Source organism: Sphingobium sp. CR28 (assembly GCF_052327305.1).
In the GTDB taxonomy this organism is placed as follows: domain Bacteria; phylum Pseudomonadota; class Alphaproteobacteria; order Sphingomonadales; family Sphingomonadaceae; genus Sphingobium.
The window spans coordinates 1,542,247-1,555,610 of record NZ_CP182486.1; the positions used below are offsets into that span (position 1 = coordinate 1,542,247).

The window sequence follows — 13,364 nt, forward strand, 5'->3', positions numbered from 1 at the left end:
TTATGAGCATGAGCGGCGTTCAGGTTGGCAACAGGATCATCGGTGCGGACTCCCCGGTCACCCTCGGCTGGGAGAATATTCCCAAGGTCGAAGGCGGGCCGGTCAAGCAATTCATCTTCAGCTGGTTTCAGCCGACCGTCCTCTTCGCGCTCATCGCCTTCTGGTATTACGCGCCCAATTCCATCGCCAAGGCCTCGACCGCCTTCGCCATGGGCCTCGGCTTCATGCTGTTCTTTCAGGTGCTCGAATGCCTGAACCCGCGCCATGCGAGCTGGAGCCTGACCTGGAAGGAGTTCGCGACGGACCTGTTCTTCGTGGGCATCAGCTTCACGCTGGTCCGGCTGGCGAGCCGCTACATTGGCGACGATGTCATCATCGAAGCGATCCAGCACAATTTCAATCTGGAGAAGTTCAGGTGGTTCACGGAAATGCCTCTGCTGCTGCAGGCATTCCTGATCTCGTTCATCTTCGACTTCGGCCAGTACTGGATGCATCGCGGAATGCATAACTGGTATCCGCTATGGCTAACGCATTCGGTGCATCACTACATCACGCAGCTGAACGTCAACAAAGGCGCGGTGGGCAATCCGGTCGAACTGTTCCTGATCGGCCTCGGCATAGGCGGGTTCTTCGACTTCCTCCCCAGGGCCTTCTTGCTGGCAGGGGTGCTCGGTCTGGCAGTGGGCTCGTACCAGCACATCAATGTGCGCTTCAATTCGCCCCGCTGGTGGCGGTTCCTGTTCAACACCACCGAGCATCATAGCCTGCACCATTCGCGGGACTTCGAAGCCAGCCGGAGCAACTATGCGGGCACGTGGATCATCATTGACCGCATGTTCGGCACATGCGTCGACGGTGAGGCGGAACTGCTCGGCATGGAAGAGGGGCGGCGCATGTCGATCCGCGAGCAGATGACCTATCCGTTCACAGAAGGCTGGAAGACGCTCCGGGAGAAAATGGGCAGAGGAACCGTGGCGGTTCCCGCCGAATAATCCTGCCCTGTCCCTCGCCATCATGCTCCGGCCGAAATCCCTCACTCCACACATCTCTCAAAGGGAGATACCGTGAACGCGCGTTTCCTCGACTGGATCTGGCATATCAAGGGCAGCCTCCCCATCGCGCCCGGGCAATCGAGCGATGAGGTCTTCGACCGGCTTTCTCCGCTCTTCCAGGAGATCAATACCACCCATGATCGTACGGGCGACACGCTGACGTTCAACAAGTGGGATCAGGCCGCGCAGGACAAAATGTCCGTGTTCGACGGCGGCACCCTGACGATAGAAAGCGGTGTGGGCGCGGGCGTGCTGCGCTATCATATGACCAGCAAGGCGCTGCTCTATTGCTTCCTGGCGCCGCTGCTTTTTCTGGCGATCGCTGCGGCCACCATCGGCATCGGCAAGCTCGAAAAGTCTCCCGACGAAGCCGGGAAGGCGAAGAAAGAGGAAAAGAAGGAGATGGAGGTTCGCATGAACCCGATCGACAAATTCCTCGGAGCGCCAGCGCCGGAGAAGAAGGACGACAAGGCCAAGAAGGCCAAAGAAAAGGAAGAAGAGAAGGAGAAAGGCCCCGACCCGACGCCGGCCTACGCCTTCGCCGGCATCTTCGCCGCTGTCTATCTCGTCGGCCGCATCCTGGAAGACCGGCTGATCAGGTCGCTGTTCCGAAAGACGCTGACGGCCCTCTAGCGCCAAGCATCAGCCCGGACATGCGCCGACCCGACGCATGTTCGGCTGAGCCTCAATGCCGGAAGTGGCGCATGCCCGTGAAGACCATCGCGAGGCCAGCCTCGTCCGCCGCCGCAATCACTTCGTCGTCGCGCATTGATCCGCCCGGCTGGATTACGGCGGTCGCGCCGGCTTCGACTGCCGCGAGAAGTCCGTCCGCGAAGGGGAAGAACGCGTCTGACGCGACCGCGCTGCCGACCGTGCGCGCCGAGCCCCAGCCGAAGGTTTCGGCCGCTTCCCGCGCCTTGCTCGCCGCGATCCGCGCGCTGTCCCGCCGGTTCATCTGCCCGGCACCAATGCCCGCCGTCACGCCGTCTTTTGCGTAGACAATCGCGTTGGACTTCACATGCTTGGCCACGGTCCAGGCGAAGAGGCAATCCTCCAGCTCCTGCTCGGTCGGCGCGCGCTTCGTGGCGACTTTCAGGTCGGCGCGGGTCACGCGACCATTGTCGCGCGACTGGACCAGCACGCCGCCCGCGATCGTCTTGAGCGTGAGGCCATCACGCGCCGGGTCCGGCAAATCGCCCGTGAGAATGAGGCGGAGATTCTTCTTCTTCGCGAACACCGCTTTCGCAGCGTCATCCGCGTCCGGTGCGCAGACGACCTCGGTAAAGATCTCGCTGATCGCTTCCGCAGTGGGGCCATCGAGCGGACGGTTGACCGCAATGATACCGCCAAAGGCGGACACGCTGTCACATTCGAACGCTGCCTTATAGGCCTCGACCAGCGTCTCGCCGGTCGCCACGCCGCACGGGTTGGCGTGCTTGACGATGACCACCGTCGGCGGCCCGTCGCGAAACTCCGCAATCAGCTCCAGCGCCGCGTCGGCATCGTTGAGATTATTGTAGCTGAGTTCCTTGCCCTGCACCTGCACATGGTCCGCGATGGTGCGGCCGGAGGAAAAGGCAGGGAGATACAGCGCCGCCTGCTGGTGCGGATTTTCCCCATAGCGCAGGGACTGGCCGCGCCGCAGCGGGACGGACAGCTGCGCCGGGAACGCCTCGCCCTGATCGGCAAAGGCGAACCAGCTCGCGATCATCGCGTCATACTCAGCCGTCGCGGCATAGGCCTTGCCCGCCAGATAACGGCGCAGATCATAGCTGGTCGCGCCGTCGGCGCCGTCCAGCTCCGCGATCAGTCGGTCATAATCGGCAGGATCGGTAACGATGGCGACGCTGGCATGGTTCTTCGCTGCCGAGCGGACCATCGAGGGGCCGCCAATATCGATATTCTCGATGATTTCATCCCGCTCCGCTCCGCGCGCCACGGTGGCCGCGAAGGGATAAAGATTGACGACGACGAGATCGATCGCGCCGATCTCATGCGCGGCCATCGCCGCGACATGCTCAGGGTTGTCGCGCACGGCAAGCAGGCCGCCATGCACCTTGGGGTGCAGCGTCTTGACGCGCCCGTCCATCATTTCCGGGAAGCCGGTCAGGTCCGAAATGTCGCGGACATCCAGCCCCGAGTCGCGCAGCGCCTTTGCAGTGCCGCCGGTCGAGACGATCTCGACCCCGTGGCGCGCCAGCGCCGCTGCGAGCGCGTCCAATCCGCTCTTGTCGGACACCGAGAGCAGTGCCCGCCGAACCTTCACTTGCGTCATGATTTTACCCTGTCTTGCGGCTTCAGCTCGATTTCTTGAGCAGCCATCCGATATTCGTTCCGCCGATGCCGGCCGTCGCCTGAACGACGAGTTGCTGAGCACCCTGCGGTCGTCCGTCGCCATCCACCCAGAGGCTGTCCTCCAGCGTGATCTCACCCAGCGCTACGCGGAACTGCCACATGCCGCCGCCCGCGAGGCGCAGCAGCGCACCCTGTCGATCCGCCGTCAGCGTCGGCTCGACGTCTGGTCCCAAATGAAAGCGCAGCGCCAGCGGCAGATCGCCCGACCGGCGCTTGCGACCGCTGGGCAGCAGCACGTCCTCGCCGCGCAATTCGCGTCCATCGTTCGAGAGAATGATCACCCGGCGATGCGAGAAGCCAAGCCGCCGGGCATAGCCATCATGCGCGACTTCCAGCCGACTGCCCTGCTCCGACTCCTGTCGATCGACCTCGACCTCGCTCACGCCCTTGCCGAGCGTACCGTCCGCCAGGATCGCCGTGGAATTCGTGTCATCAAGCACCAGCGCGCTGTGCGCCGCCGTGGTGCGCAGACCTTGAGCGAGGTCCGCGGAGATCGTGCCCCCGGCAAATGAGGCACCGCCGCAGCTCTGGAAAATACGTATACTGCCATCGCTCAGCTCGATCGCCGCAGTAGAGGCGCAACCCGCACCGGCGAGACGCGCGACCGGCGGCGGAGCGGCATCGACCAGTAGAACCGTCTGCCCCGCAGCAAGGCGCTGATAGCCCCAATCGCGTGCCTGACGCAGCGGCCGGGTGCGCACGCCTGTCGCGCCGACGATCGCCGCCACCCGGCCCGCGTCCACGGGCAGCCCGCCCTGCCAGCAACCGGGACTGCCATCGCCGTGAAGGATGCCGAGCAGCGCTGCGACGATCTTCTCAAGAGATTCCGGCAGGAAAGAGGGCATCTCCTCGTTGCGCACATCATAGACGGCGCGCAATGTGGCCAGCAGGTCGATCGCATCGAGCTGATCCAGCGGCGAGCGGGAGATGAGGCCGCCATCGGCATAGAAGGCGCCTTCGAGCGCGCGCTTGAGGCCCGCTTCGGCAAAGATACGGCGCGGCTCGCCTCCCGGCAGCAGCAGCCCGGCGGCAACCATGCCTGCCCAGGCAGTGACGCGCGAAAGGCCGATGGGCGCCTTGTCCGCTCCACGATCGAGATGACGCGCGGTGCGCGCGATGCAGTTCAGCACCAGCGAGCGGTAAATCTGATCGCCTGTCGAAAGAATGAACGGCGAATAGGCCGCCCACATGAGGATACGCCAGCCGGCATTGTCCACGCGCCAGGCGGGTTCGCTCGGCTTCTCGGCATGGGCGGCCAGCCAGGACCGCACCTGCTGCTCGGCAATGGGAATGGCCTGCCCGCGCGTGGCCGCCGCGCCCAGATCGCGCAGCCAGCGGAAGCTGTGAATATAATCGAGGAACTCGGCAGGCTGCTGGAGCCGGCCATAGTCGATCTCCGCAAGCGGCTGCCGCAGACCCCGGAACAGAAAATGCCCGGTGCGGATGGCGCTGCCTGCGCGCGCGTCTCCCGGGATCGGATCTTCCGGGGCGGCAAGCAGCTTGAGCGGATATTTGCCCTTGAGCCGCATCGCGTGGAGCGGCGTGCCCCATGTGAGGCGGTAGAAATAATTGGTGATGAACTCGCTGAGCGAACCGCCGCGATCGTCTGGCAGGCGGATGAGCCGCTTGCCCTGTTCGATACCGTCCTGCGCCGGGGGGTGCTCCACTTGCGCGCTCTCCGCCTTGCGGGGCTGGACGCTCATGATCCGCGCAGCCTCCGGATGTTATCCGCATAGGCCGCCGGGCCGCCGCGGAACGTCGCGGTGCCCGCGACCAGCGTGTCTGCGCCAGCGGCGATCGCACGCGGCGCCGTCTCAAAGTCTATGCCGCCGTCCACCTCCAGCGCGATGTCTCGGCCGCTCTTGTCGATCATCTTGCGGACCGATTCGATCTTGCGCAACTGGCTGTCGATAAAGCGCTGGCCACCGAAACCGGGGTTGACGCTCATGACGAGGACGAGGTCGATATCGTCGATCAGATAGTCGAGCATCTTGGCCGGCGTCGCGGGGTTGAGCGACACGCCCGCCTTCTTGCCCAGCGCCTTGATCCGCTGGACCGAGCGATGAGTGTGCGGCCCGGCTTCCGGGTGAACGGTCATGATGTCCGCGCCGGCTTCCGCGAATGCGTCCAGGAAGCCATCTACGGGCGAAATCATCAGATGGACGTCGAACGGCTTGGTGGTGTGGGGGCGGAGCGCCTTCACGACCATGGGACCGATCGTGAGATTGGGCACGAAATGCCCGTCCATCACATCGACATGCACCCAGTCGCAGCCCGCTTCGTCAATGGCGCGCACCTCTTCGCCAAGCCGAGCGAAATCGGCAGAGAGAATGGAAGGCGCAATGCGGACGGGTGGCACCATGCCGCTCCGCATAGCCGGGCGATTCGGGCGGCGCAACCGGAGGGAAGATAAAGTTGTGGATGACGAGCCCTAGTTAGAGCGTCAATCCGATTCGGAACGGGACAGGTGGGCAATAAAAAAGCCGTCCAGTCCGCCCGCATCGCTCAGCATGCCGGGCAGCAACCGCAACTGGCCTGGCGCGCATTCCTTCACGCTATTGGGCAACGCGGTGGGGTCGATCGCCACCGCCTGCATCTCCGGATGTGCGGCGAGGAAGCGCTCGATCTGCCGCTCGCCTTCATCCGGCTCCAGCGAGCAGGTCGCGTAGACCAGCCGCCCGCCTGGTCTGAGCCAGCCCGCCGCCCGGTCGAGCAATGCCGCCTGCAGCTCCGCCATCTCGGCGATATGCCGCGGCCCGGCCCGATAGAGAACGTCCGGATGGCGACGGAAAATACCCGTCGCGGAACAAGGCGCATCGAGCAGGATGGCATCGACGGGCGCTTCCGGCGCCCATTGCAGCACGTCCGCCGTGACGACCTCCGCAGTAAGGCCAGTGCGCGTGAGATTCTCCTGCAGCCGCTCCAGGCGGCGTTCGGAGGCGTCCAGTGCCGTGACCTGCCAGCCAGCAGCAGCCAGCTGCATCGTCTTGCCGCCCGGCGCTGCACACAAATCCAGCGCATGACGCCCGGCGCCCGCGCCAAGCAGACGGCCCGGCAGCGACGCCGCGATATCCTGAACCCACCAGCTACCGTTCGAAAAGCCCTCAAGCCCGGCAATGTCTGGCGCGTCGCTCAGCCGCACATGGCCCGGCAACAGCGACGTTCCGCTAAGCCGTTCGGCCCACGCGGCGGTGTCCTCCGACGCACGCAGTGTAAGGTCAGTCGGCGCACGTGCGCTCAGAAGGGAGCGGGCGGCGGCGAGGACTTGCCCGCCCCACGCGCCCTTCCAGCGCCCAGCCACATCCTTTGGCAGATTCGGCGGATCGGGGAGCGCCCCCCCCTTGCGCAACAAGGTGCCGAGCACGCCATGCACCAGCCGACGCGGCCCGCCATCGACGAGCGGCAGCGCCGTCGCCACCACCGCATGGCCCGGCGTCCCAAGCACCAGCGCCTGCGCGAGGGACAGGCGCAGGACCATGCGCGCCTTGGCATCGCTCGCCAGCCGCTGGCGCGTCGCGCTGTCGATCAGCGCGTCAATATCGGTCATGTGGCGCAGCGTGGCCGAGACGATCGCGTGAACCAGCGCCCGGTCAGCCCGATCCTCAAGACCCGCGGCGGCATGAGCAAGCGCGGCTTCCAGCGCCTCTCCCCGGCGCAATATCGCATCAAGGAGACGCAGCGCCGCGCGCCGTGCCGCGAGGCCTGCCGGTTGAGCGGCGGTTGTGGGCTGACGCTGAGGCATGTCCGGCCTATAGGGAAGATCAGCACGAAACAGAAGGCACGAACGATGAAGACGCCAATGGGAAAGCGACCGCCGCATGTGAAGGCGCCCGCCTATCTCACCAGCAGCCCGCCGGTTCCCGCGCCGGAGTCAGCGCGCGACACGGCGCAACCTGCGCAATCCCCGGATCGCGAAGACCCCACGCGCTATGGCGACTGGACGAAGAACGGCATCGCAGTCGACTTTTGAATCTCGTTACTTAATTGCAACAATAACGCGTTTCGTCGTCTTTCTGGCACGCCCTCTGGTAAGCCAGTCTTCAGAGGCCAGTTTTCGCATGCATAGGCTGTGGAAATGACTCATAGAAACACTGAAACCGCCTCAAACAATGAGAAGGCGGACGTCGTTGATCGGGGCGCGCCACTTGCAGGTGCTCGAAAAAGGCTTGGCGATCCGCTTCTGGCGGAGGCGTCGTCGTCACGAGTGCAGCAAGGAGTTTAGTACGTGACCGATTCGACGCGATTTTCTGCTGCGGCCGGCCTCCCCACACCGGTCGAGCGCGGAACGCCGGCCGGTCTTCCCACGCCGGCCGGCGAACCGACCGAAGCTACGCTTCCCTTCGACCAACCCAAACCCGAAACGCTGCTGAGAGGAAAAGTCCTGAGCGAGAAGCCCGGACCGGCCGCCAATGATGCTGGCCGCACCACACGCACCCGCAAGACCGCACTGGGTGGAAAGACAACACCGCAAAAAGCACCGCAGAAGAAGCCTGCCGCGAAAGATCCGCGCCGTGCGATCGGCGCACTGGTTATCGCCTGGGGGATGCTTGAAGCCGCGACCATCGAAAAGCTGGTCACTATGCGCCGGTCCTTCGGGGATGTTCGCGCGGTCGGCGGCCGTTCCCGACCGACATTGCAGCGGTTGCTGGCGGAGCTGCGCGCGCTCGTGGCGATGCGCGATCGCCACGACAAGCAGATCCTGACGGTTATCGCGACGCTCGACGCCGATCTCCAGCGGCTCGCCCAGTTTCGCGGGATGGTCGTGGACGGGACGCAGCGGATCGAAGGCGAGGGCCTGATCTGCCACGATCTCAAGAATGTCGAACATCAGGTCTCGGTCGAGACGATTCTGGGTGAAACGCAGCGCATTGACGAAATCACCGCGCAGATCGCAGCGCTCTAACGAACCTTACTGCTGAGAGGGCTCCCGCCCCTACGCCCAGCATCCTTGAACAAAGCGGGTGACCTCGTCCCGCAACTCGGCATCCTCTGGCGTCAAGCCCATGAACCCGCCATGGGGCATCGCCTCGAAGACGTGCAACTCCGCGGGAACACCAACGCGTCTCAGCGCGCGGTGCATGCGGACGGTGCTGGAAAGGAAGAGATCGCGCGTGCCCGTCTGCAGGAAGGTCGCGGGCAGGCCTTTCAAATTGCCAAAGAGCGGAGAGAGATAGGGATCGCTCAGATCCGTTCCATCCGCATAAAGCTGGTTGCCGGGCATGAGCGAGCCGGGCAGCACGACGTCAATCAGCTTGTTGGTTTGAAAGCTGTCTCCGGACTCGGTCAGATCAACCTGCGGGGAAAGCAGCACAAGCCCGGCAGGTAGTGGCAGGCCTTCATCGCGCACCCTTAGCATCAGCGCAGCTGCAAGATTGCCGCCCGCCGACCGGCCGCCAACCACGATATGGTTGGGCGCATGACGCTGCAGAACATAGCGATAGGCAACCAGGCAATCGTCTAGCGCCGCCGGATAGGGATGCTCGGGCGGCGTCCGGTAATCGACGCTATAGCATAGCACCTCGTGCTGGTCGGCCTGCTGACGGGCGCCCGCCTGACAGGCCTCGCCACCGCCGAATATCAGTGCTCCTCCGTGCAGATCGATATAGGCGCAATCCGTGCGATGCGGGGCCTGAGGCGTGGCGACATGGAGCGTGGCCCCGCCGGTCTCGATGGTCTCCACGTCGGCTCGGAGGCCCGCCGAAAGCGCCTTCGCCGACGCCGCATATTGGGCATCGACTAGCCCTTTGAGGCGCATCCAGCCGTCATGATCCTCGGGCGAGGGCAAGCCGTGCAGGGCGTTCAACGGAACGCCGTTCTCCCCGACGAGCCTCTCAAGGACGGCTCGAGCTTCCAGGCTAATCGAGCTGGGGAATGGCATTGTCCGATGAGGCACCTTCACGCCCCGCACCCGGTCGTCCGCAGGTTCCACGGCTCTTACTCCCGAGACGCCGGACTCATTGTCCGCCCGGAGCTTCCTGCGGCGGTCGTGGGCGCTCCGGCGCGGGCTTGCGCTGTTCGCGCCCGAGTACCTGATCGATCCAGCGCTGGTCGATGCGCTGGGGCGCCTCACCTTCCGCCGGCGGAGCGCTGCCGGGCGTCACGGGTTGCGCCGCGCTGTCCTCAGGCTCTCCGCCATCCGGCTGGATCGGCATGCCATCGGCGTCCACCTGCATGCCGGCATCGTCCGGCTGGCCATAGGCTTCGTCGTCGGGCTCCAGTTGCCATTCGGGCAATGTCACTTCCGTCTCGAACTGCTCGACCGGGCGATCCGCCACGGCGACCTTCATATATTGGGCGAAGGCGCGCGCCGGTGCGCGGCCACCCTGAAGCACGCCGACCGGACGATTGTCATCGCGCCCCATCCAGACGCCCGTGGTGAGCCCGCTGGAAAAGCCAATGAACCAGCCATCCTTGTTGCTGCTCGTCGTGCCGGTCTTGCCGGCGACCGGCCGGCCGATCTGCGCAGCGCGACCCGTGCCGGTGTTGACGGCCGTCTGCATGAGATCCGTCATGCCGGCGGCGACCCAAGGCGCCACGAGCACCCGGCTGGTATCGTCCTGATGCTCGTAGAGCGTCTCGCCGTCCGCCGTCGCCACCTTGGTGATGCCATAAGGCGTAACGGCGATGCCCTTTCGCGCGACGCTGGCAAAGGCGCGCGTCATGTCGATCAGCCGCACTTCCGACGTGCCGAGCACCATGGAGGGATGCGTGTTGATCGTGGTCGAGATGCCGAAGCGCCGCGCCATGTCCGCCACGCTGCCGAAGCCCACTTCCATGCCAAGCTTCGCTGCCACGGTGTTGATGGAATAGGCGAAGGCCGTGCGAATATCGATGTCACCGGCAAAACGCCCGTTGCTGTTGCGCGGACTCCAGCCGTTGATCGTCACCGGGCTGTCTTTCACAGCGGTGTCGGGCGTGTAGCCTGCCTCAAGCGCGGTCAGATAGACGAAGAGCTTGAACGCGGAGCCGGGCTGGCGCTCGGCGGTGACGGCGCGGTTATAGTTGGAGCTGATATAGTCGAGGCCGCCGACCATCGCGCGAACCGCTCCATCACGATCAAGACTAACAAGCGCGCCCTGCACGCCCTGAGGCGCATTGGCGCGGATCGCGGCCGTCGCGGTGCGCTGAAGCTTCAGATCGAGCGTGGTGTACACGTCGAGCGGCGCCTGCTCTTCGTCAATCAGCGTGTCGAGCTGCGGCATCACCCAGTCCGTGAAATAGCGGACGCTGTCCTGCGGCTTCTCGGGCGCCATCCGGACGTCCTCCAGCCGGACGGACGCGCGCTCGGCCCGGCTGATGTCGCCATTCTCCTCCATCACGTCCAGCACCACACCCGCCCGGCCCACGGTCGCCTCGGCATCGGCTGTCGGCGAATAGCGCGACGGTGCCTTGACGAGCCCGGCGATCACCGCAGCCTCGCCCAGGCTGAGATTGGTGGCGGGGTGGCCGAAGAACTTGCGGCTCGCGGCGTCCACGCCATAAGCGCCGCCGCCGAAATAGACCTTGTTGAGATACAGCTCCAGGATCTGGCGCTTGGAGAATTTCCGCTCAAGCGCGAGCGCGAGGATCATCTCCTTCAGCTTGCGGCCGAAGGAGTAGCTGTTGTTCAGAAAGATGTTGCGCGCCACCTGCTGCGTGATGGTCGAGGCGCCCTGCAGGCGGCGACCTTCACCCCGGCGCACATAAGCGACCCATCCCGCGCGGACGAGACCAATGGGGTCGACGCCCGGATGCATGTAAAAGCGCTTGTCCTCCACCGAGACCATTGCCTTCGCCATGGTGTCGGGCAGCTCATCATAGGAGAGCCAGCGCCCGTAGCTTGGCCCGAGCGACACGATGACCGAGCCGTCGGCCGCGTGAACACGGATCATCTGCCCGTTAGGCGAGCTCTTGAGCGATTCGAAGCTGGGCAGCGACTGCATCGCGATCACCACCGCGATCACAACGGCGATGAGGCCGGCAATCGCCGTGCCAAGGCCGATCTTGAGGGCCAGCAGCGTCCATCGCCGCGCCGGGCTTACCGAAGCTTTCCTTGCCATGCCTGCCTGTCATCGCCTCCGCGCGCGCACTGAACGACGCTACAAGCGCGCCGACGCTTTACAAGCGCTGAATGGGGGCGCCCGAACCGGGGCTGACTATTCGCTCTTCGGCTCGAAATCCAGCGCCGCGCTGTTCATGCAGTAGCGCAGACCCGTTGGGCCGGGGCCATCGGGGAAAACATGGCCCAGATGTCCCTCGCAGCGTGCGCAGCGCACCTCGACCCGGCGCATGCCGTGCGTAGTGTCGGTATGTTCGTCGACCGCGCCTTCATCCACCGGCGCAGTGAAGCTCGGCCAACCGGAGCCGCTGTCATATTTATCGCTGGACGTGAAGAGCGGCGCGCCGCACCCCGCGCAATGATAGAGGCCGGCCTCCTTCATGGCGTTGTACTTGCCCGTGAAGGCGCGCTCCGTACCTGCTTCGCGCAGCACATGATATTGCTCGGGAGTCAGCGCCTCGCGCCACTCGGCGTCGGTCTTGGGTGTCTTTTCCATGCGCAGAATATGGGATGGCGCGGCGGCCGGGGCAAGGTCGCGAAGAGACTGCGACCCGATCCCTGCCCCCGCCGTCATCCCGGACCTGATCCGGGATCCCGCTTCTTTATTTTCACGTTGAAAAGAAAGCTGGACCCCGGGTCAAGTCCGGGGTGACGGTGTTCTGTGGCCGCAATGTCGTCGTATCCCGACAGTCCGCTTTTAGTCCACGCCGCCCTATCTCTGCCACGGGTAAGCCCATGAGTCGCACGGCCCAGCACCGCCGGGTGCTATAGTTGATCGGGCTGTCGCTCCACCGCCCGAGGCTATGCCGCGCCTGATCGAGCGTGAGCAATAAGCCGCCAGCCTTGCGGCCAGCGGCTTTCGCTAAGTATTGGCCTCAGGCGAACGAGATGGCGGCTTTGCGACGGCGCAGCGCGCTGCCCACGAAACCGAAGCCCGCGATCATCATTGCCCAACTGGCCGGCTCCGGCACGGCTCCGGTGGGGGTCAGCGATGCCTTCAATGTGAAATCGTCGATCGCCAGCCCGTCGTTGGTCGAGACATCGAACAGCGTATCGCCAATCAAGTGTGGCGTGCTGATGTAGTCGAGCGACCAGCGCAGGCCGAACGTTCCACCGTCCGCAATTGCAAGTCCACCGATCACGCCGTTCAACTGCTCGCTGAAGGCAGCGCTATTGCCATTGACGAAAGTGGCCTTGAGGCGCTCGAGCGTGGTCGTCCCCTGCTGGGTCGTGCTGGGGGCAAGGAAATCGAGCGCCGAGAAGGATGTCCAGGTTCCGCTCGTCAGCGAGGTCGCGTCGAGCGAATATTGGAAGTTCAGCGTCGCGCGGCTGAAGCCGTCGACCCATTGCTCACCCTTATAGCCGATCGTGAGGCTGTCGATCACGCCGCCCATATCGTTGGTGAAGATCGCTCCGATATAGGCGAGCGGAAGCTCTGCCGAGGCCCGGATGCCAAGTGCGCGATCGCTGGAATTCTGACCATAGCTGACTGCGCCGATCGCGCTACTCTGCCCCGTGCTGGAGCCGGCATAATAATGGCCATTGGCATTCTGGTTGGACGACGCCGCGCCGGTGCCGACCTCGTGAATCTGCCAACCTGTCGGCAGTGTGCGATCGACCTGTCCGCCCGTCGATGCCAGGCTGTTGAAGTTCTGCGAATAGCCACCCGTCGTGAGTGACTGCGGAGTGACCGTCGGAGGGCTGGTGCCATTCGCCTGCGCACCGGTTGCCGAAAGCGCAATGATTGCTCCCGTGAGCGCTAGAATCCCTTTTTTCATGCCTTATTGCCTCTCTTTTTGAGCCACAAAGCGGGGTTGGTCCGCTCTTCCACTGACTACTGAGGGGCGGCTAGTAAGCGCATGTGATGGAACGGAGACTCTATAGTTACCGAAATGTTAACTGCGACAAGGCGTTGAGAT

At 64.4% G+C, this 13,364-nt stretch carries 12 protein-coding genes; 4 read left to right on the top strand and 8 right to left on the bottom strand.

Going from position 1 to position 13,364, the window contains the following annotated elements; all coding sequences use genetic code 11:
• Window positions 1-8 precede the first annotated feature (8 nt).
• Both ACNAOH_RS07320 and ACNAOH_RS07325 read left to right on the top strand, forming a co-directional pair.
• Window positions 9-992 (top strand): sterol desaturase family protein, encoded by a 984-nt coding sequence (locus ACNAOH_RS07320; RefSeq protein WP_443969542.1) that lies wholly within the window; start codon window positions 9-11, stop codon window positions 990-992.
• A gap of 72 nt (window positions 993-1,064) precedes the next feature.
• Window positions 1,065-1,685, top strand: coding sequence for a hypothetical protein (locus tag ACNAOH_RS07325; RefSeq protein ID WP_443969543.1), 621 nt, complete (start codon window positions 1,065-1,067; stop codon window positions 1,683-1,685).
• Between the two features lie 52 nt (window positions 1,686-1,737).
• Here the strand turns inward: ACNAOH_RS07325 and purH are convergent, their stop codons facing one another.
• From purH to ACNAOH_RS07345, 4 genes are all read right to left on the bottom strand, one after another.
• On the bottom strand, window positions 1,738-3,327 hold the full coding sequence (gene purH, locus ACNAOH_RS07330; protein WP_443969544.1) for a bifunctional phosphoribosylaminoimidazolecarboxamide formyltransferase/IMP cyclohydrolase: 1,590 nt from the start codon (window positions 3,325-3,327) through the stop codon (window positions 1,738-1,740).
• Window positions 3,328-3,349: 22 nt separating this feature from the next.
• A complete protein-coding gene (locus ACNAOH_RS07335) occupies window positions 3,350-5,110 on the bottom strand; it encodes a heparinase II/III family protein (protein WP_443969545.1) in 1,761 nt (586 codons plus the stop codon).
• Window positions 5,107-5,769 (bottom strand): ribulose-phosphate 3-epimerase, encoded by a 663-nt coding sequence (gene rpe / locus ACNAOH_RS07340; protein WP_443969546.1) that lies wholly within the window; start codon window positions 5,767-5,769, stop codon window positions 5,107-5,109. Before rpe ends, ACNAOH_RS07335 begins: the two co-directional genes overlap by 4 nt.
• A gap of 81 nt (window positions 5,770-5,850) precedes the next feature.
• Window positions 5,851-7,149 carry an RsmB/NOP family class I SAM-dependent RNA methyltransferase gene (locus tag ACNAOH_RS07345; RefSeq protein ID WP_443969547.1) on the bottom strand — a complete coding sequence of 433 codons (1,299 nt, stop codon included), beginning with the start codon at window positions 7,147-7,149 and terminating at the stop codon, window positions 5,851-5,853.
• Window positions 7,150-7,194: 45 nt separating this feature from the next.
• Between ACNAOH_RS07345 and ACNAOH_RS07350 the strand changes: the two genes are divergently transcribed.
• Together ACNAOH_RS07350 and ACNAOH_RS07355 are read left to right on the top strand one after the other, a co-directional pair.
• Window positions 7,195-7,377 (top strand): DUF1674 domain-containing protein, encoded by a 183-nt coding sequence (locus ACNAOH_RS07350; RefSeq protein ID WP_443969548.1) that lies wholly within the window; start codon window positions 7,195-7,197, stop codon window positions 7,375-7,377.
• Window positions 7,378-7,632: 255 nt separating this feature from the next.
• A complete protein-coding gene (locus ACNAOH_RS07355) occupies window positions 7,633-8,310 on the top strand; it encodes a hypothetical protein (RefSeq protein WP_443969549.1) in 678 nt (225 codons plus the stop codon).
• Between the two features lie 30 nt (window positions 8,311-8,340).
• Here ACNAOH_RS07355 and ACNAOH_RS07360 read toward each other — a convergent pair whose 3' ends face one another.
• The 4 genes from ACNAOH_RS07360 to ACNAOH_RS07375 all read right to left on the bottom strand — a co-directional run bounded on the left by ACNAOH_RS07360 (window position 8,341) and on the right by ACNAOH_RS07375 (window position 13,223).
• Window positions 8,341-9,210, bottom strand: a complete 870-nt coding sequence (locus ACNAOH_RS07360; RefSeq protein ID WP_443969550.1) for an alpha/beta hydrolase — start codon at window positions 9,208-9,210, stop codon at window positions 8,341-8,343.
• A gap of 151 nt (window positions 9,211-9,361) precedes the next feature.
• A complete protein-coding gene (locus tag ACNAOH_RS07365; protein ID WP_443969551.1) occupies window positions 9,362-11,446 on the bottom strand; it encodes a transglycosylase domain-containing protein in 2,085 nt (694 codons plus the stop codon).
• Between the two features lie 96 nt (window positions 11,447-11,542).
• Window positions 11,543-11,941 carry a peptide-methionine (R)-S-oxide reductase MsrB gene (gene msrB / locus ACNAOH_RS07370; RefSeq protein ID WP_443972076.1) on the bottom strand — a complete coding sequence of 133 codons (399 nt, stop codon included), beginning with the start codon at window positions 11,939-11,941 and terminating at the stop codon, window positions 11,543-11,545.
• A gap of 379 nt (window positions 11,942-12,320) precedes the next feature.
• Window positions 12,321-13,223 carry a PEPxxWA-CTERM sorting domain-containing protein gene (locus ACNAOH_RS07375; protein WP_443969552.1) on the bottom strand — a complete coding sequence of 301 codons (903 nt, stop codon included), beginning with the start codon at window positions 13,221-13,223 and terminating at the stop codon, window positions 12,321-12,323.
• Between the last annotated feature and the right edge of the window lie 141 nt (window positions 13,224-13,364).